The organism is Paenibacillus sp. GCM10027627 (assembly GCF_042675505.1).
In the GTDB taxonomy this organism is placed as follows: Bacteria; Bacillota; Bacilli; order Paenibacillales; family Paenibacillaceae; genus Pristimantibacillus.
In genome coordinates this window covers 36,629-56,311 of sequence record NZ_JBHTHB010000001.1, presented here as the reverse complement: position 1 = coordinate 56,311, position 19,683 = coordinate 36,629, and the positions used below count along the sequence as shown (strand labels likewise).

Genomic DNA, 19,683 nt, shown 5'->3' with positions numbered 1-19,683 from the left:
TCAATGAGCCTCTAAGATGAATTTCCCCCCTTAAATTTAGAATAATAACCGCTTTTCCGCCCATACTACAAGGGACATATTGCCAACTTTAAATAAAGGTGGAATCAGACCCTGTGACAGGTAAGAAAAACGAGGAAATTGAACCCGCAAGCCATTCCGATCACTACGCCCCAGGTGAATCAGATGAAACATTGACGAACCGCCAAGGTCATCCCATCACCGACAATCAAAACATAAGAACGATAGGAAGCCGCGGTCCTTCTACGCTAGAAAACTACCACTTTATCGAAAAAATAACCCACTTCGACCGCGAGCGAGTTCCCGAACGAGTCGTACATGCCCGTGGAGCTGGCGCACATGGCTATTTTGAAGCTTACGGCAAGCTTGGCAACGAGCCTATTGCCAACTTTACAAGAGCGAAGCTTTTTCAAAAAGCTGGCGAGCGCACACCCGTATTTGTACGGTTTTCCAGCGTTGTTCACGGAGGCCACTCTCCCGAAACGCTTAGAGATCCGCGAGGCTTCGCAACGAAATTTTATACGGAAGACGGCAATTGGGATTTGGTCGGCAACAATTTAAAAGTGTTTTTTATACGGGACGCCATCAAATTTCCCGATATGGTACACGCCTTCAAGCCTGACCCTGTGACGAACGTTCAAAGCATGGAAAGATTTTTTGATTTTGTATCCCAAACGCCCGAAGCTACTCATATGGTTACGTTTTTGTTCTCTCCTTGGGGAATTCCGGCTAATTATCGAGAGATGCAAGGGTCCGGCGTGAATACATACAAATGGGTGAATGAAAAAGGGGAAGCCGTCTTAGTCAAATATCACTGGGTCCCGGCTCAAGGTATTCGCAATCTGACGCAGGAGGAAGCCGAAACGGTGCAGGCCAAAAACTTCAATCATGCTACTCAAGATTTGTATGAAGCGATAGTTCGCGGTGATTTCCCGGAATGGGAGCTGCAAATTCAATGGATGAGCGATGATGAGCACCGCGAGCTTGATTTCGACCCACTCGACGATACCAAGCTGTGGCCGACAGAACTGTTTCCGATGCTGCCCGTCGGCAAAATGATTTTGAACCGCAATCCCGAAAATTATTTTGCCGAAGTAGAGCAAGTCGCATTCGGGACGGGCGTACTCGTAGACGGTCTGGATTTCTCCGATGACAAAATGCTGCAAGGCCGAACGTTTTCGTACTCCGATACGCAAAGATACCGGGTTGGCAGCAATTATTTGCAGCTTCCGATCAATGCGCCTAAAAAACGGGTGGCGACCAATCAAAGAGACGGCAACATGGCTTTTTATGTCGATCTTGCACCCGGTCAAAATCCTCATATCAACTACGAACCTTCATCCTTAGGAGGATTAAAGGAAGCGAGCCGCTCTGGCTTGCCGCATGAGCCGGAATATAACGCGAAATTGACGCGGCAGCCGATCGATCGGCCTAACAACTTCAAGCAGGCGGGAGAAACGTACCGCAGCTTTGAGGCATGGGAGCAAGAAGATTTGATCGCTAATTTGGTCGATGCCTTAAGCACTTGCACCCCTTTTATTCAGGAACGGATGATCCATCATTTTACCGAAGCGGATGCCGATTATGGAAGACGAGTGGCGGAAGGACTCAGAGTTGCCGGCACAAAGGCCGATGAGACTGAGCATGTAGGTACGTTTCCTGCGAACGAAGGGATAGAAATCTCCTCAGAGCTAGGCCATTCTACAGACGGATACTAGTACTATAGCGCCTTAACCATGTTACGGGATCTAATGGGTTTAAAAGACCAACAGATCCCGTAGCGCTGTTCAACGCAGGCATCTCCCAACGAGAGAGGACAGACCGCTTGAAAAAAACGTATACCATTAGAATTCCATTCGGGCTCCAGCCCAGTCCCGCCTTGCGGATTGCTCGTACGGCGAGAACCTTTCCGCAAGCCGTTACGCTTGAAATTAACGGCAAAAGCTATGATGCCAAAAGCCTTGTCCATCTGTTGTCAGCAGGCGCCAAATGCGGAGATATCGTAACCGTTAGCGCGGAGGACGGACAAGCGGCGCAAACGGTAGTCGAAGAGATCGGCACTGTTTTGACGACTGTGAAGCCCCCCGGTTACTCTCCTTAATGGTTCTCATTAAGCTCTTCTATTTGAAAGAGCTTTCTTTTTCTGGCGGGAATACGAATGTTGACGGATGTGCCGACGCCAACCCGGCTAAAAATAGAGACTCCGTATTGTGAACCGTATTGCAATTGAACACGCTGATGAATATTTCTAATGCCATAACCTGTTTCACTCTCATTAGAGGTGTCCATAATTTCCTGAATGCGCTCTTGGCGAACACCAAGTCCGTCGTCGATAATGCGGTACAAGATGTCGTCTCCAACTTTTTCGGCGACAATTCGGATATGAATCCGGTCCCCGCTCCAGGCATGTTTGAGGCAATTTTCGATAAAGGGCTGTAAAATAAGCTTAATGGTCTCATATGGCCAAATGTCTGCCGAAATATCAAAAGTGACTTCCAACCGATGGCCGTATTTTACTTTTTGGATATCTAAATAAGCATTGGACTGTTCTATCTCCGAGTGAACGGGAATAAGCGTCTTGCCCGAGTTGAGCGTCAGCCGATAAAATTTAGCCAGCTCCACGACCATCTTTTGGAGCTTTTCATTTTCTCCAAACTTGGCCAATCGGTTAATGGAGGACAATGTATTGTACAAAAAGTGCGGATTGATTTGCGTCTGTAGCATCTCCAGCTCCGCTTCCTTCTTTTGCAATTGAGTCAAATACACCTTTTTAATGAGCGCCTCGACGTCTTCCCCCATCCCGTTCAGCGCCGTCGCAATTTGAGAAAACTCGTCCTTTCCCTTATATGCAATGCGCTTATGCAAATCTCCGTCCCGGAACGCATTCAGCACAGACACAAATTTGGTAATCCGCTTGGAGAAATAGCGGGAAATAAATACGCCCATAAACGTAAAGAAAATGAAACAAAGAATACAAACACCGATAATAAAAGCTTGCACTCTCTCCGCCTCTTGCTTAATAATCGTGAGCGGGACGTACGCCTCTATCGTCCAATTTTGCTGCGGCATCGCCTCTTCAAGCGGTAAGTAATCACGAGAGTTCGTATAATCAATGGATTCCGAAGGCAGCGATCCAGAGGAAAAAATGACTCTGCCCGTCTGATCTTTTACCGCAAGCATGGAGCCTTTGCCAAGCTTTTCGTAATCGATGCTTGCGAACAACTCTGAAATACGGACGCTAAAGCGCATAAGAGCTACTTCTTTAATATCAAGCGGATCACTCAAATCGACGATTCGGCGAATCATGGAGATCCGGTTTCCTTCCCGATCTTCCTCAACCTGCTTCCAAACCATCGTTTGACGATATTGTTCCTTCGGAAACAGCAAATACCACGCTCTGCTTTCGATATCATTCATATGGTATACGTTGACGATTTGATCCACTGTGCCGATGTCTTCTTCTTTGTTGTATTCCTTATAGGACTCGTTAATAAATTCGTTTTGCAAATAGACGGACAAGATCAAATTCAGGCTAATGGATTTAGCCGCACTATTCAGCTTGGGAAGGATCACTCCCGTATAACTGGCATGCATATCGCCATCCGGCGCAATCTTTTTCAAGTTTTCTACGAACAACTCTTCATCATATAAAGTTGTAGAAATTCTCACTATATCATCCGTTTTGTAAGCCACATTGTCCGTAATTTGTTTAAGCGTCCCTTGCAAATTCGTTCTCGTCTGTTTTCTCATAGATGAATCGTACATGGTATGGGTCACGTAACCGTTTACCGAAACCAGCACCACGATAAACACCAGGTAGGAGAGCATCAGCTTGTATCCGATCGGCAAATATCCGAGACGCTTCTTTTTTTCCCGGATTGGTTTCATCTGTGCCTCCATTATTGTTCTTTTTTCCGGTATTCCAACGGGGTCATGCCGAATTTCTCTTTAAATTGCCTGCTGAAATAAGGCAAATACCGATATCCTACCTGATCAGCAATCTCATAAATTTTCATATTCGGCTGTTTCAGCAGCTCGCATGCCTTCTCCATCCGAATTTGAACGAGCAATTCATTGAACGTATGTCCCGACTTCTCCTTAATCAAGTAGCCCAAATAGCTTGGCGAAAAGGAGAAATGCTGCGCAATATCTTTTAACGTAATATTTTCGCTCATTCTCTCCCGGATCGTCTTCATGACGTTTCGGATAAATTTGCTGTCCTTCGTATTATGCTTCTGATGAAGCCGTTCTGAAATTTCAAATACGCGGTGTACAAGCCATGAGCGAATATCGCCAACCGTTTCAAATTGCATAAGAATATCCAAATTGCGAATATCCATTCCGAGCAGCTCAAATAGGTCTTCATTCATTGCGGTTAAATATTGATCCAGCTTCCAAATGATATAAGAGGAAAGATTATGCACGGTAAATTTGGATCTCAGTCCAGCAACAGATTGAAATAAATTTTCAAACTCGTCATAAATGAGCACCAGCTCATAGTCTTTCATAGCTTTCATTAAAGCGTTCATGCGCGCATCCAGCATACGTGCATCAAGCATGCCTGGCTCCGCGCTTACTTCTTCATATTTGATGATACCGCCTTTGCCCAAAAACATTTTCCCCTCGACCGCTTGAATCGCCTGCTGATAGGAGCCGTGCAGCTTATCAATACTTTGAACAGGAGAACCGATACCGGTCGTCACTTTTACATCCAGTCTGCGCTGTGCCGTTTCCAGCAGATGTTTTACCTTTTGGTCGATATTTTCGTCTTCAAGCAGCAAAGCAATCCGGTGAGACGATAATTTGCAATAAGGAACAACCCCCATTTGACGTACCGCCTCGTTCAGCTGCTGCAAAAAAACACGAGAAATTTCATGCTGGGACGATGTGCTTCTGCCCGCTCCGGTACGGGACAAGCCATCCAGCTCCATTACGGCCGCACGAACCGGCCAGTTCATTGCCTTTAAATTATGTGAAGCAAGCAATCTCGACATAAATTCCTGATCCGTTGTATCTTCACCTTCGAACAATCGCTGCAGCAATTCACTTTTGGCTATTGGGATCATATGCTGATACGCTTCTTCTACCTCGCGCTGCTTGCACTCTTCGTCCAAATCGCGTTTTACTTTCATCAAAGAAGCGACAAGCTCGCTGTCGTCCATCGGTTTAAGTACATAATTGTACGCTTTAAGCGAAAGAGCCTGTTGGACATAACTAAACTCTTGGAATCCGCTCACAAAAATAATGCGCATATTCGGCTTGCGCTGCAAAGCAATACGAGCCAGTTCAAGTCCAGACATATAAGGCATGTTCACATCGCTGACCAAAATATCAATGGGATGCTGATTCAACACCTCGCATGCCGACAAAGCATTATTAACGCTGCCTTTTACCTCCATGCCCAGCTCCGACCAAGGAATAAACTGCTTCATTCCTTCCAAATCCAATTCTTCATCATCCACCAACAGCACGTTGTACATGAAAATATCCCCCCAGAATCATTCATGCGTTGCTAGTTACCCGTTGTTCAGAATTGCTCTATTCTCATGCCATCTTTCTGTAATAAAGTCTAAATAGATTTGAAAGCCTTCTTTCATGGAATCCTCATGCGCCTTATCCAGAATGGCCAGAACTTCGGAATCGGTCGAACCAAACATCGCTGCCGACCTGGCCGCCAGCCAAATATCTTTAATTCTTCTTAAAATATGGCCTTCTTCAGAGCTCGGGTCAGGAATAAGGTTGATGAAAGCCGTCGCATCGCCTTGCGACTTCCATGTAATTTTGTCCTGCCAGTAAGTAGCCCAATTACGCTGCTCTTCCGGTAGTGCCGATTCGAATTCGCTTTTGGTCTTATCCAAATATACCGTATTGCCAACCCACATCATCTTCCCAGCTACTGCCTGAATTTCCGTCAGCTCATCTTGGTCGGTACCGTAACGGCTAGTAAAGTTAGGTGTGATGCCATCCTCTTTAAACCCATTCCAATATCCATCAGCACCTGGTGGCCCCCACATTTGAACTGCAGAGCCTTCCGGCCCCGTCATCCAGTCCAGCATGGCGAATATCGCTTCCGGATTGTCGGCCCCGGTTGTAATAGCCGATACATTCCAGCCTAATAAATTGTATGTACCTGGAAATATTTTACTCTTGTCAAGCCCTTGCTTGTAGATAGGCTCAATAAAAGCGTAGCCGTCATCCGGGCTCGTATCCCGAATATGCGCATCCGCCGGCATAACAAACCGGACGGGATCGGCGCTTGCATATACGGCTACTCTGCCTTCCATCAGCTTTTCGCTAATTTGATCTTCCGTTTGCGTTAGCACATCCGATTTGATTAGCCCTTCTCTCATTAACTTGGCAATATACAAGGCCGACTCTCTAAATCCTTCGTCCTTATATATGGAAGTCAGCTGATCCTCATTAACGACAGAGTAAATTCGGGTAAACCCATAATTCTCCTCTTTAAATGAAGAAAACAGCTGGTCAATGCCGTTGCCTTCGTTGGCCTGCCCTGTTTCAAATGGAATAACGTCAGGATAATTGACTTGAACAAGCTTCAAATAAGTATAAAGATCGTCCGTAGTCTCGAGCTTGGGCGAGCCAAGTTCGCGATATATCTTTTTATTGATGACAAAACCTGCATTTCCGTAAGGTCTATCTGTATAATAATTCGGAAAATAATAAATTTTCCCATCCGAAGATTCCAATAATTTGAGCACTTTTTCGCCGGCCCATTTTTTGAAATTGGGGTATTTATCAATATAATCGTTAAGCGGCACAAGCAAACCCGCTTTTTTCATTCGCTCGAAATCGGAATCCCGATCCCCCCAAATCACATCTGGGAGAGAATTGCTCGCTATCATTTGCTGCAGCTTCTGACGAGCCTTTCCTTCGGCGCTTATTCCTTTTACATTTATTTTAAGGTTATCTTTAATCCATTTGGATGAGGGATCCGCCCCCCATGTCGGCATAGAATAATAACCGTAATGTCCATAAAAAGTAACATTCAGCGGTTCTTTACCAAGCATGTACAGCCCATCTTCAGAATAGACATCCGTTTCGGGCACATCACTTGGCAAAACCTCTTCCCTAGTTCCAATCACCGATGTGTCGACCATGCTGCATCCCGTAAACAAAGTAAAAACTAGCCCAAATAACAGCAACTGCAGGAACATTTTTCTATGCTTGTTCACTGACTTGTGCCCCCCCGGTTGATTGGTAGAATTGACCCTTAATGTCCTAATGATACCAAATATATAAAAATCAATATATAGAAAAGATCGTTTAAAGCAAAAAATATAGAGACATCCCAACGGAGTTCGGGGAAGAATCCGTTGGGATGCGCTCCATTTCTTATTAAAGTTCAATAAGGATTAGAAATTAGTTCAGACCAAGAATTTTACGTTTTTCTTGCCATGCTTGAGTACGGAATTCAAGCAAATCGTTGTAGCCAAGGTCTACAGCGTCTTTTTCAGCTTGATCCAAGATCGCGTCTACATCAGCTTCGCTCTTAGCTTGAGTGGACTCAGCCAATTTTTGCAAGAATAGATCGGAAATGCTTTGCTGAATGTCACCGATATCGCTGTCTGCAGGAGGAGTCAAGTTTTTGTACTCCGTAATGTCGATACCAGTAGGCCATGTCACTTCACGTTGGTACTTCGCTTGCCAGTTTTGCTTGTCTTCTGGCAGGCTTGCTTCGTAGCTGCTCTTCGCAGGGTCGATGTATGCTGCGTTACCTACGATCATCATGTTAAGGTTGTCTGTTTGAATTTGAGCAACTTCAGCTGCATCGTATTGATCTGTAAAGATTGGAAGATCTCCGTTGAAACCTTTCCAGTTTTTGCCTTCTGGACCAAAGAACTGAAGGTTCATGCCTTCTGGACCAGTGTACCAATCCAAGAATGCGAAGATTTTTTCTGGATCTTTTGCTTTTTTAGTAATTACAGCAACGTTCCAACCAAGACGGTCGTTACCACCTGGGTGAATTTTGTTTTTGTCAAGACCTGGCTTGTGGAACGGCCAAGTTACGAAATATCCGTCTTCTGGATTTGCTTTGCTCAGCTCAAGGTTACCTTTGTTCGCTTTGTCCGTTACGTTGGCACTTGCGTATACAGCAACGCGGCCAGTAATAACTTTCTCTAGAACTTGGTCGTCCGTTTGAGTGAACGCGTCTTGAGTCATCAATTTTTCTCTGTACAGCTTGTTAACAAATTTTTGCGATTCGCGGAAAGTTGGATCCGTGAAGATGGAAGTCAACTTGTCGCCGTTTGGTACTGCAAGAAGCTGTCTGCCCAAGGAGTCGTACAATGCGCCTTCTTTAAACGCTGTGTACAATACGCCAACGCCTTGGCCGTCTTCTGCGCGGTCTGTTTCAAACGGGATCACTTGATCGCCATATTTTTCTTTAACTTTTACAAGGTAGCTGTAAAGATCGTCAGTTGTTTCAAGCTTAGGAGATCCAAGCTCTCTGTAGATCTTTTTGTTGACTGCGTAGCCGGCAGTATTCGTCGAGCTGTTTGTGTACCAGTTCGGGAATCTGTACAGCTTGCCGTCAGGATGACGGAGAAGGTCAAGCTTTTCTTTGCCAGCCCATTTCAGAAGGTTCGGGTACTTTTCAAGGTACTCGTCAAATGCAACCAATTGGCCGTTTTCATACAGACGGTCGATGTCTTGGTGGAAACGGTCAGCCCAGATTACGTCTGGAAGGTTGCCGCCCGACATCATTGTCGTCATCAATTCAGTGTTGCTTCCGTTAGCTTGGACAGGAACGATGTTCAGCTTTTTGTTTTCTTTCAGCCATTTTGTAGCAGGATAATCATCCATGCCCAAGAAATCTACCCAGCTGTAGTGAAAGAAGAGAGAAAACTCCAACGGCTCGGAACCAAATTCCCATGCTGTTGTTTCTGGAGCTGCAGACGAGCCTGCATCTGCGCTTGCGGACGGTGAAGTGGAAGCAGATGGTTCCGATTTGTTGCCGGAATTGCTGCACGCCGACAGGATCGTCGACAGAAGCAGTACCGCCGATACGATCAGCAGTAGCGACTTGCTCTTCTTCATTTCTTTTACCCCTCTCAAATTGTAATATATATGTCCAAAGCGGTATCCGCCTTAAACCGAGATGAATGTTTCGCCAAGGCCTACTCTTTCAAAGAACCTACCAATACGCCTTTAACGAAGTACTTTTGTACAAACGGGTACACAAGAATAATTGGAAGGGTGACGACCATCATCGTCGCGCTTACGAGCGACTTGGTTGTGATTTGGGTCGCGTTCTGAATCCGTGACAATGTTCCTGAATCCAGTCCGCTCAAATCCCTCAAGTTTGCGTTGAGCATCCGCTTCAATATGGTTTGAACTGGCAGCAAATCAGGGTTTGTAATATAAATACTTGGTACAAACCAGTCATTCCAATGAGCAATTGCTGTGAACAAACCTAGCGTCGCGATAATGGGTCCAGACAACGGCAGCACGAGCCTGAAATATACGCCCCAAGTGCTGGCACCGTCGATCGCTGCGGATTCTTCCAAGCCGGCTGGAAGGCTTTTGAAGAAGGTTCTGAAAATAATCATATTCCACACGCTGATTAAGGCCGGGATAATGAAAACGAGAAAGTTGTTAAATAATCCCAAGGAACGAATCAACAAAAATGTTGGAATGAGTCCGCCGCCGAAATACATCGTGAAGATAAAGATGAACATGTACGCCTTGCGCCCCATCAAATGAGATTTCGTCATCCCGTAAGCGAGCAAGGAAGTAAAGAAAATTGCACCAATCGTACCTATAATCGTCCGGTAAGTGGAGATAAGAAAACCGTTGAGCAATTTCTCGTCTTTAAATACGACATTATAGTTTTCCATTGTGAATACCCTTGGCCAGAACGTAACGCCGCCTTTTGCCGTATCGATGCCTACGTTAAAGGATACAGCGACAGCGTTCCAAAAAGGATACAGTGCAGAAAAAGTAAGCAGTGTCAACAGCACATATATCGAAATGATCATGATTCGGTCACTTATTGCGAGTCTCTTCAGTCTCAACGCCAGTCAACCTCCTGTTTGAATAAATTGTCCTACCACAAGCTGTTTCCGCTTGCGCGACGAGCGATATAGTTCGCCATGGTCAGTAAGCCGACACTGATAATCGCCTTGAACAAACCAACCGCAACCGCAAACGAATATTTTTGGTTCTGCAAGCCGACTCGGTACACATACACGTCGATGACGTCCGATACAGGCCGCAGCAGCGGATTTTCCGCTAGGATCAAAATATCCTCAAATCCCGCATTCAACAGGTTGCCCATCGCCAAAATCATGAAGATCAGAATAACCGGCATGATCGTTGGGATCGTAATCAAATAGATTTGTTTAAATTTGCTTGCTCCGTCGATATCGGCAGCTTCGTACATATGCGGATCTACGCCGGCAATAGCGGCCAAATAAACGATGGAGGCAAATCCGATTTCTTTCCAGACGTTAGTTGAAACCAGAATCGTCCAGAAGTAATCCTTAATGGACAAGAAGTTTACAGCTTCGTCAATGGCGCCTATGCTTTTCAGCAAAATGTTAACGCTACCATTATCTGTGGAAAGCAAGGACATTACGAGGCCGCCTACGATAACCCAAGACATAAAGTGCGGCAAATACGTAATCGTCTGAACGAACCTTTTAAATACCATGTGACGTACTTCGTTAAGCATTAGCGCCAATATAATTGGTGCAGGAAATCCAATAACAAATTTCAGTAAACTGATGACGATCGTGTTTCTCATAATCGTATCGAAGTTCGGGGCATTAAAGAAGGCTTCGAAATGTTTAAATCCAACCCACGGATTTTCAAAAATTCGATGTGCTGTGAAAACGTTGTAATCCATAAAAGCAGTTAAAATTCCGTACATCGGGATGTAAGAAAACACAATAACTAGCAAAAGTCCCGGCCACACCATGAGCTGAACATCTATTTGCTTCCAGAATCGCTCGAAAGCGCTTTTTTTTCTAGTCAGCCCTTGCTGCGGCGGCGTCGATGCATACTGCTTGTTCGTCGTTGTCTCCGACATGTTTCTCCTCCTATTGTTAAGTATGGACTCAGCGAGCCGTCTCTCCTCGATTTACATTCATTTTACCGAAGGGACTGTAACGAAACGATATAACAGAAACCCGATTTCTTATAAATCGACATGAAGTTCATTTTGCAAAAATGATACTTATCCACGTTTTCATACAAGTATTACGGAAGTGCATCAAAGTGGACAATTTACCCGTCCTTCGGAATATAAAAAAGCCGCAATACAAGCGGCTTTTTCTGGTCTTTTTTTTCATGCTGCAGTATAGACAAACAAACAAATAGACCGCTTATGGCTATGCGGTCTTTATTACTTTTGATAGATTGGCATGGATAAAGAGAGAAAGTTCTGACAATTAATTGGAAGAGCTATCCGTATTAAATTTAAAATCTCCAAGATTATTATCATTTTTAATTCGCTTTTTGACACTGAACTCAAAAGAAACAGACAGCATATTGCTATGCTGTCCACAACCTTTTTTATAGATTGGCATGTAGAAAGGGCAAAAGCCCTGACAAACGAGAATGGAGAGACCTAATTATGTTAGATTTGCAACTCCCCAAGCTTAATCAGCTCGACAACCGCTTGCGAACGACCTTTTACATTTAATTTTTGCATGACATTCGAAATATGGTTGCGAACGGTTTTCTCGCTGATGAATAATTGCTGAGCGATATCTCTAGTCGTTTTGTCTTGGACGAGCAGCTCGAATACCTCTCGTTCACGATGTGTCAATAAAAACTTGCTCTTATGGTCGCTTCCCTTCAATGTTTGTCACCCCTCCTTGCTCGGGTTTTTATGGTATAACAAGGGCAAGGGATACAGTCAACTTATCATATGAAGGGGGCGTATCGATGGTGCTGAGTATGAATAAAATGGGCGCTTTAGAACCGCAAACTTATTTCATTTCGGCATGCACAATGAGACGATGGGTCGGATTGACGACGGGATCGCAAGTGATCAAAGTTAGACGTTTGTCCGTTTTATTATAGTTAAGCACGGATACATCCGTCGGCTCGACGATGGATACTTTAGTTACGGTATAAGTAAACGTTTTGGCTTTCGTATCGATAACAATTTTGTCTCCGACCTTCACCTCGTTCAGCCGGTTGAACAGCTTGCCTTTGGCCCTCATCCGGTGCGCGGCGATGGCGGCATTGCCGACTCCGCCGATGGGCGTCGTCTCCTTCAAATGCGCTGCGGCATACTTCATGTTTTTTTGCGTTGCCCCTTCAAGCACAGGCAGCTTCAATTTGATGCTCGGAATTTTGATCGTTGCGATTGCATTCAGCTTAGGCGCTTCTTGAGTCGGTTCAGGAGCTGCGGAAGGCTCCTCTGAAGCGTTCTCCTGAGTCGTAGGTACGGTTCCCTCCGAATTACCGGGCTCTTCCGCGAACAACGTCGTAAGTCCGTCGTACTGCTCCCTGGCCCCTTGCTCCGCCGTCTCGTCCGCCATCGTTTCTTCCCACTGCGCCATCAGCTTTTCCTGCTTCTTGTTTTCATACCATTCACTGGCCATGGGATATAAAATAATGGCAACACCGACTAATACCAAAATATAAGCCGCAACCTTCTTCATGTCATCCCCCCGATTCAGCCGCTTTTTTGCTTACAAATACCCATTTTTTGCTGCCGTAAAAGTTTAAAAAAACGATAAGTCCCGTGACGACCGCTTTTGCGGCCATTTCGGACAATCCAAACAGCTCTGTTGCAATCGATAGCAAAATAATCGACAGCGTCAGCATCGCACCGTTCCAGAGTAGAAATCTGAGCTTCCTGCTCCACGATTCCGCCCTCGTTTCCGGCCTGCCCGCCGTACGAAACGTAATAGCGCTGTTCATTAAATAACTATTGGTCATTCCTGCGCCATATGCCGCCAGTTGAGCCGCCGCATAATGTACGTTAAAGGAAATCAATAATGCAAACATACCGATATCAATTGCTGTATTCAGCAGCCCGATCAAGCTGAATTTCATAAATTGCGCCATCCAGGCGCGCTTGCTGCCTTCAAACATATTGTTTTGTACGCTCCGTTTTGTCTTTTTCGTAGGTTTGGCCCTCTTCAGAATCAGGATAACCTGTCACTTCCCTAACGATATAGAGGGGCCTGTCTTTCGACTCATCATAAATGCGTCCGATATACTCTCCAATTACGCCAAGCAATATTAAAATAATCCCGTTAAACAACAAATTGAGCGCCACAATCGTCGTCCAGCCCGTCTCCGTCGTTTCCGTAAAAAGGCGTTGATAAAGGACAACGAGCAAATACAAGAAGCTGCCGAGGGACAAAAAGAAACCTAAAAAAGTGGCAATTTTGAGCGGCTTATAAGAAAAGCTCGTAATGCCGTCCAGCGCAAACCCGATCATCTTTTTCAGAGGGTATTTCGTTTCGCCGGCAAACCGCTCTTCCCGAACGTACTCCACGCTCGTCTGCCTAAAGCCGATCCAGCTGATCAACCCCCGCACAAAGCGGTTTTTTTCCTTGAGGCCGCGCAGCACGTCGCAAACTTTGCGGTCAATGAGCCGGAAATCCCCCGTATCCAAAGGAATATCGACATTGGTCATGCTCCGCAAAAGACGATAAAAGGCCTTTGCCGTTATTTTTTTAAAAAACGTTTCGCCCTTCCGCTTTAATCTACGCCCATAAACGACTTCATAGCCTTCCCGCCACTTCTCGATCATGGCAAGAATGACTTCCGGCGGGTCTTGAAGATCGGCGTCGATGACGACGATCGCATCTCCGCGAGCATAGTCCATCCCGGCGGAAATGGCGATTTGATGACCGAAATTGCGGGAGAAATCGATGAGCCTTACCTTTTTGTCCGATGCTGCAACCGCATGCATCAGCTCCATCGTCCGATCCCGGCTGCCGTCGTTGACGAATATTAATTCGTACCGCTCGTTAGTTGTATCCATCACTTGCTTCAGCCGGCCATACGTATGCTCGATTACGGCTTCTTCATTGTACATCGGAACGATGATGCTGTATTTGACATCACTCGGGCTCATAATCATGCTCCTAACATTCGAATTTCGATTTAAAACACCCAGCTCGGGAACCAGCGCAGCCATATATCGACGTACCATGCCGGCACAGTCATGCCGGAAAGCGCGGGATAAAACAGCACAAACAATGCGGCGGCGGCAGCCATAAACCCATTCCGTATTTTTGAAAATGCCGGTTTGCGCTCTTCCATCCGCTTAAAGATATACACAATACACAGAATCAAGAACGGAACCATCGCAAAATAATGATAGAGGAAGGTTTCCCTTGGAACAAGCATCCACGGCACATACTGGGCGAAAAACGCGATCCATACCATATAGACGCTTTTATCCTTGCGTTTGATGCTTCCCCATACCGTAAGCAATACCATAAAAATGCCGACCCACCAAATAAGCGGGTTGCCCATCGCTACAATGGTCGATTTCATCCCGGCGGCAAGCTCGCTTCCGGAATAGTACCAGACCGGCCGCTTCATAAACGGCCATTCCCACCACGACGATGAAAACGGATGGGAAGAAACGAGGTTGCTATGGTAGTTGTACATATTGACTTGGTAGTCGATCAGCGCTTTAAGCGTATAGCCGCCTTCCATCACCGAAAGTACGGGAATATAAGACAGAGCGTAAATACCGGCCGGTACAGCCAAATAAAACAGCAAGCAAGACAACAGCGTAATGACGGTATATTTCGGGAAGACGGAAACGATACGCTTCAGCGCAGCTTCGTCAAAGCCGCCCCCGAGCCCGCCGTCCTGTTTCAGCAGCCGTTTTGCCGCCAAATATTGTTTCATTCGGTCCCATAAAGATAGGAACAGCATCACGGCAAGGCCCGCTCCTCCATAGAGCACAATCCATTTGGAAGCGACGCCGAGGCCAAAAAACAGTCCCGCAAGTCCCAGTGGTACTAGTGTCGCCATTAGTTTATCCTTATAAAAATTCATTGCAAAATATTTGTTCATAAAATAGAACATCAACATAATAAAAAATACGCCGTACACGTCGATAGTTGCTATTCTGGTTTGCGTAAAATGCATAAAATCGACGGCCAACAGTCCAGCGGCGAGCGCTGCATAAGCGGTACGGCCAAATATCCTTTTGGCCATCAAATACATGACCGGAATCATGGCGATGCCGATCAGAGTGCCCGCAATCCGCCAGCCAAACGGATTTAAGCCAAATAGCTTAATGCCAATTGCCAAAATGATTTTCCCCAAAGGAGGGTGAGTATTTTCATACGCCACAATTCCTTCAATATGCTCGTAAGCAGTCCGGGCATGATAAATCTCATCGAAATAGCTGCCCTTCATATAATTGTGATTGTAGATCATCAATTGCTGCTCATCAAACAGCTGTGAAAGCTTCCCGCGCCTAGGCTCCGCATTTTCTTCGTCTACGACAGCCGCGATAGGGAGCGGGGTTTTACTTCCCGTTTCATAAAATGCCAGCTCATGCATCGAAAAACCAGGCTCCGTTACGGTCAGCTTCACATAACGCGCCTCTTGGGCGATTTTTTGGCTTTTCCATGAAAATACCGCCACATGGCTGTTGTCTACTTCAATCGGATTCGTCCACTCGCCTGGCGACAATCCAAATTCATATTTGTACTTTCCGGTTCCCACCCCGCCAAAGCTTGTAATACGCTCCAGCGACTTGGCCTGGCCTAAATCCACATAAAAGCTGTCACCGGTACTGTCAGGCTGCCAGACCGTAACGGGTCCTTTTAACGAACCTAAGCCTAGCAAAGCGACAATGGCGTATACGGCCGTTATGCTTCCCATCCATATCCAGTCCGCACGTCCCAGTCGGAAGCGGCTTCTCCGCTCCGTCTCTCCTGTTCCCGTTCGGAACGGCTCCAACGTTTCCTCGTCCAATAGACGCTTGTCCTCTTGCCCTATAACAGCAAGCGCGACAGTCCTCCCTTTCGCATACCGGTCATAGCCGATATAGAGCATGTAGAGGAATAAAGCTAGATTGGTAATCGCAACAAGCAGGGAAACGCCATCGGCGGGTACATTTGTTGTTGTTTTGCTGTAAGCCAGAACATAACTCATATTGATAAAGTTCGTAATGGAGAAACCATAAAATAAATGAAGCAGTCTACGGTCTGCCGATTGTATAAATGCAAATAAGCTCAGCAGAATAACCGGGAACATGTAGCGCTCATGCATTTTCGTCACAAACAGGAATACGACGGAGATCAAAATCATAGCGGCAAAAAAGGAACGATCGCCTTCTTTCCCCCCTCTTTTGCCAGCAAAAGAATACCATATGGCTAATACAACCGCGGCCAAAATAAATACATTGCCCCACTGGCTATAGCTCAGGAATAGAAACCCTTCCGTTAACGGCTTCCAGTTGCCTCCAGTCAATGTATATAGGTTAAATGCGTTAAGCGTCGCATACGGATATGAGGACAATGTTCCGCTGTATAGCTCATAAAGTCCTTTTAGCCCGCCATGCGTCCAAAAAAACGGCAGCGCCAGCAAAATAAACGTCGCAAAACCGTAATAGGCGCTTACCGCTACATCCTTCCACTTCCTGTTCGCCCATAGAGCGACCAGCAGCACCGGCATAAAAATAAACGCCTGCGGCTTAATAAGCGCCGCAATCGCATACCATACCGACGCTCTGCCGAAACGGCGTTCAGTTATACCAATGATGGCCAGCACTAGCGGCAGCGCAAACACCGAATCCACTTGCCCCCAAGCTGAAGAATCCAGGATGACCGCAGGATTGAACAACCAAACGGCGGCTAGCCCGAACGCAACGGATGGCGCGAACTTTTTGAGCGCAGTTCGATACAGAAGCGCAGCGGCTCCAAGATCAGCGGCAATTGCAGGCAGCTTGTACAGCAGCATCGCCGCATCGCCATCGAGACCAAGCATATTTTTGAGATGACCAAGTACAAAAAGAATATAAATATATCCCGGCGGATAATCGACAAAGATGTCCGTATGATAAAAGTTAGAGAGGCCGACATTAACCGCATGATCGGACCAGGACATAAACAAAGCGATATCGTTGGCGTAACCGCCATGGGAGAGAGCGATGTACAAGCGCAGTGCCAAAGCCGCGGCAAAACTTCCCGCTAGCAGCAATGGAAGCGAGCTTTTTCGAGAAACTAAGCCAAACTGCTCTTTAAAGCATTTAGTATAAATAATTGCAAACAACATCGTAAATAAAACCGCGTACAAAAGTGTCGAGGCGATAGATACTTTCTCAGGCTCTCCCTCCACCTGACTTTCGACAGTTGTCTCCACCAGCGAAAAAACTTCCGCTCCGTCCGGGGCGGACGAAACATTTTCAACCGTTAAGGAATCAAACCAGGCTTTGCCCGAGGTCACGCTGCCGTATCCACCAAGGCTTGCCCCAACGGTCAGTTCTGTTTGTTTTTTACCCGTTTTTCCATAAAACTCAAGATAAGACCAAACCCCTGCCGTATCGTGTATTTGCGGATAATGAACAGCAACCCCGTCCACAAAAAAATGAGCTCCCGAAGCGGCTGTATTTAAACCTTCTGTTTTTATATAGCCGGAAATCCGGTAAGTACTGTCGGCCTTTACTTTAATCGGCTGGACGAACCGGGCGTGATTATCTCTTAAATTATGTATATAAGCGGATTGTTTCCCGGAATAAGCGACTTCCTGGTCGATGCCGTAATCGGTTGCGTCCCTGTCCTGAACCCACGCTTCGGTATTCCAGCCGTCCGGCATGGAATTGTTCGCCCCTTCAAAATCTCCGTTGACCAGCATATTGTCCGCCGCATTTGCCGCCAATCCCGGAACAGCTAGAAACAAAACGAATAGAAGCATGGCTGTACGGAGGAATCCTTTGCTCATTTTCATCACATTTCCTTTCAATACCCGATAACTTGTCTTTATTAACAGCTCATAATCACTTTATCGAATGCACCCCACGAGGTCAATGAAATTAACAAAAATTATGTTAGACGATTCCAATTTCCAAACGGGAACTTAAACATCGAAAAGCCGGCCGGCATTCGTTGCCGGTCGGCTTGCATTCGGCCTATTTTATTGAAGCAAACCAGATCGGCGCACCTTTTTGTTTTGCAATGTTTCCGTATTTTTATTGACGACCGGAAACACTCTTTCGGCGAGCGCATTAAATTCCATAATATAGTTTTGCACGGGATAACCGAGCTCCGCATCGTTCATATACGCGTTCATCCGGCCGACAAACTCAGGATTGGCGGATATATAAATATGTTCTGTTTGCGGCCTGTGTTCCCTAATCACTTTTGCAATTTTAGCTTCCAGCTCCGGCGTAAGCTTATTCTCTCCTGTCGATAAGCTGCTCATCTTTTTCCCTGTAGCTGCGCCGTCTTTTCCGAATAAACCGATGTGGGTCCGGCTCATTTCTTTAGAATGAGCCTTCGGCTCGTATTGATCCAAAGAAACGGCAACATAAGCGTTTCGATCGGCCAACATAACGGAAGACGACTTCATTTCCCGAATGCCCATTATTTGGTCCCCGATTTGCCTGCTCATTTCAAGCCGGTTATTTTTATGAGAACCGATGGCATTAGTATGGTTAAGGGACTTGCCGGTTACCCGGTTTTTTTCATTCAACCCGTCGTCCGCTACTCGTTTGTCCGTAATCATATTTCCGCTCGAATTGTATTTTATTGCGTTTGACCTTATATTTTTGTTGCCCAAATCGCCCTGATATTCCATTCCGCAGCCGCCAAGCATGAATCCGATCAGCGCCATCGCCGTCAAAGCCGCCCAGTTTGCCCGCATTTCATAGCCCCCTTTAACGATATCGTACTTGCTTATCGTTAGCTACAACATGCGAGGCTATTCAGCTTGGAAACCGTCAGATTGAAGGCGGAATGGATTGGGGGCTGTTGAAGTACAGTTACCCGCCTTGCTGGTCTATAACGATACCTTCCTTGGATAAACCTCTAATGATGAATTCCTCTCCTATTTGCAAAAAGTACCTTTTCCCTTCACTCGAAATGATCGTTGCTTTTTTGAAGGGATCTGTTTCGTTTGTTTTTGTTTCCATTATTGCAATTTCATCATTATTGATTTCACCGTAAACGACATAGAAGTGGTGTCTTACTTTACCTTGCTGATTAGCATCAAAAAGCCTTTTCACATACATAGTAAAATTAGGGTTCTCGTAATGATCCCAGCCGCTAGGACCGATATTTTTCCATCCCTTTTTTTCATCCCCCACAAAAAAAGAAACTCCTAGCGCATCGTAATCGGCAATCGGGAATGACTTGCGGTCTGGCTTCGTTGTATACATGACAACCGTTACTCCTTCAACCAGTTGGGTATGAACGACGTCTTTTGTTTCGTAAGGAATTCCTTTATGAACAGCTTCCTCAAAGCTGTCATAGTTGCCGAGTTCAAAATCAGATAAGAGCAGCCACCCTATACTAATGACGGCAATGATCAAAACAACCGCGATGCCGTACCGCTTCTTCATCCCAGTCTCCCTTCACTCTCAATAAAAGATTTATGGCTGCACATGAGAAGTGACTACATTAAAATAACGCAGCTAGATACGTAAATGTTGCTTTTTCCGAAAATGGCCCCTCTATCACATTCAAACTTCGTCTTCATTGCTTTTAT

At 45.8% G+C, this 19,683-nt stretch carries 15 protein-coding genes; 2 read left to right on the top strand and 13 right to left on the bottom strand.

The window, feature by feature from the left end:
• Positions 1 to 137: 137 nt before the first annotated feature.
• Both ACFQZE_RS00265 and ACFQZE_RS00260 read left to right on the top strand, forming a co-directional pair.
• Positions 138 to 1,736: a catalase gene (locus tag ACFQZE_RS00265; RefSeq protein WP_379355427.1), complete on the top strand. Its 1,599-nt coding sequence runs from the start codon at positions 138 to 140 to the stop codon at positions 1,734 to 1,736.
• A 107-nt stretch (positions 1,737 to 1,843) separates the two neighbouring features.
• A complete protein-coding gene (locus ACFQZE_RS00260) occupies positions 1,844 to 2,119 on the top strand; it encodes an HPr family phosphocarrier protein (RefSeq protein WP_379352438.1) in 276 nt (91 codons plus the stop codon).
• Here ACFQZE_RS00260 and ACFQZE_RS00255 read toward each other — a convergent pair.
• The 13 genes from ACFQZE_RS00255 to ACFQZE_RS00195 all read right to left on the bottom strand — a co-directional run bounded on the left by ACFQZE_RS00255 (position 2,116) and on the right by ACFQZE_RS00195 (position 19,537).
• On the bottom strand, positions 2,116 to 3,906 hold the full coding sequence (locus tag ACFQZE_RS00255; protein ID WP_379352436.1) for a sensor histidine kinase: 1,791 nt from the start codon (positions 3,904 to 3,906) through the stop codon (positions 2,116 to 2,118). The genes ACFQZE_RS00260 and ACFQZE_RS00255 overlap by 4 nt on opposite strands.
• A gap of 11 nt (positions 3,907 to 3,917) precedes the next feature.
• Positions 3,918 to 5,498 (bottom strand): response regulator, encoded by a 1,581-nt coding sequence (locus ACFQZE_RS00250; RefSeq protein WP_379352434.1) that lies wholly within the window; start codon positions 5,496 to 5,498, stop codon positions 3,918 to 3,920.
• 36 nt (positions 5,499 to 5,534) lie between these two features.
• Positions 5,535 to 7,211, bottom strand: a complete 1,677-nt coding sequence (locus ACFQZE_RS00245; RefSeq protein WP_379352432.1) for an extracellular solute-binding protein — start codon at positions 7,209 to 7,211, stop codon at positions 5,535 to 5,537.
• A gap of 187 nt (positions 7,212 to 7,398) precedes the next feature.
• A complete protein-coding gene (locus ACFQZE_RS00240; RefSeq protein WP_379352430.1) occupies positions 7,399 to 9,075 on the bottom strand; it encodes an extracellular solute-binding protein in 1,677 nt (558 codons plus the stop codon).
• Positions 9,076 to 9,155: 80 nt separating this feature from the next.
• The gene (locus ACFQZE_RS00235) at positions 9,156 to 10,016 is read right to left on the bottom strand and encodes a carbohydrate ABC transporter permease (RefSeq protein ID WP_379355425.1); all 861 of its coding nucleotides are present in this window, start codon (positions 10,014 to 10,016) and stop codon (positions 9,156 to 9,158) included.
• Between the two features lie 68 nt (positions 10,017 to 10,084).
• On the bottom strand, positions 10,085 to 11,068 hold the full coding sequence (locus ACFQZE_RS00230; protein ID WP_379352428.1) for an ABC transporter permease: 984 nt from the start codon (positions 11,066 to 11,068) through the stop codon (positions 10,085 to 10,087).
• A 549-nt stretch (positions 11,069 to 11,617) separates the two neighbouring features.
• Positions 11,618 to 11,842 (bottom strand): helix-turn-helix domain-containing protein, encoded by a 225-nt coding sequence (locus ACFQZE_RS00225; RefSeq protein WP_006040330.1) that lies wholly within the window; start codon positions 11,840 to 11,842, stop codon positions 11,618 to 11,620.
• Positions 11,843 to 11,972: 130 nt separating this feature from the next.
• Complete coding sequence (locus tag ACFQZE_RS00220; RefSeq protein WP_379352426.1) at positions 11,973 to 12,653, bottom strand: class D sortase; 681 nt, start codon at positions 12,651 to 12,653, stop codon at positions 11,973 to 11,975.
• A gap of 1 nt (position 12,654) precedes the next feature.
• Positions 12,655 to 13,089 carry a GtrA family protein gene (locus tag ACFQZE_RS00215; RefSeq protein ID WP_379352424.1) on the bottom strand — a complete coding sequence of 145 codons (435 nt, stop codon included), beginning with the start codon at positions 13,087 to 13,089 and terminating at the stop codon, positions 12,655 to 12,657.
• On the bottom strand, positions 13,082 to 14,083 hold the full coding sequence (locus ACFQZE_RS00210) for a glycosyltransferase family 2 protein (protein WP_379352422.1): 1,002 nt from the start codon (positions 14,081 to 14,083) through the stop codon (positions 13,082 to 13,084). Before ACFQZE_RS00210 ends, ACFQZE_RS00215 begins: the two co-directional genes overlap by 8 nt.
• A gap of 29 nt (positions 14,084 to 14,112) precedes the next feature.
• Complete coding sequence (locus tag ACFQZE_RS00205; protein ID WP_379352420.1) at positions 14,113 to 17,919, bottom strand: phospholipid carrier-dependent glycosyltransferase; 3,807 nt, start codon at positions 17,917 to 17,919, stop codon at positions 14,113 to 14,115.
• Between the two features lie 192 nt (positions 17,920 to 18,111).
• The gene (locus ACFQZE_RS00200; protein WP_379352418.1) at positions 18,112 to 18,840 is read right to left on the bottom strand and encodes a YhcN/YlaJ family sporulation lipoprotein; all 729 of its coding nucleotides are present in this window, start codon (positions 18,838 to 18,840) and stop codon (positions 18,112 to 18,114) included.
• Positions 18,841 to 18,958: 118 nt separating this feature from the next.
• Positions 18,959 to 19,537, bottom strand: coding sequence for a hypothetical protein (locus ACFQZE_RS00195; RefSeq protein WP_379352416.1), 579 nt, complete (start codon positions 19,535 to 19,537; stop codon positions 18,959 to 18,961).
• Between the last annotated feature and the right edge of the window lie 146 nt (positions 19,538 to 19,683).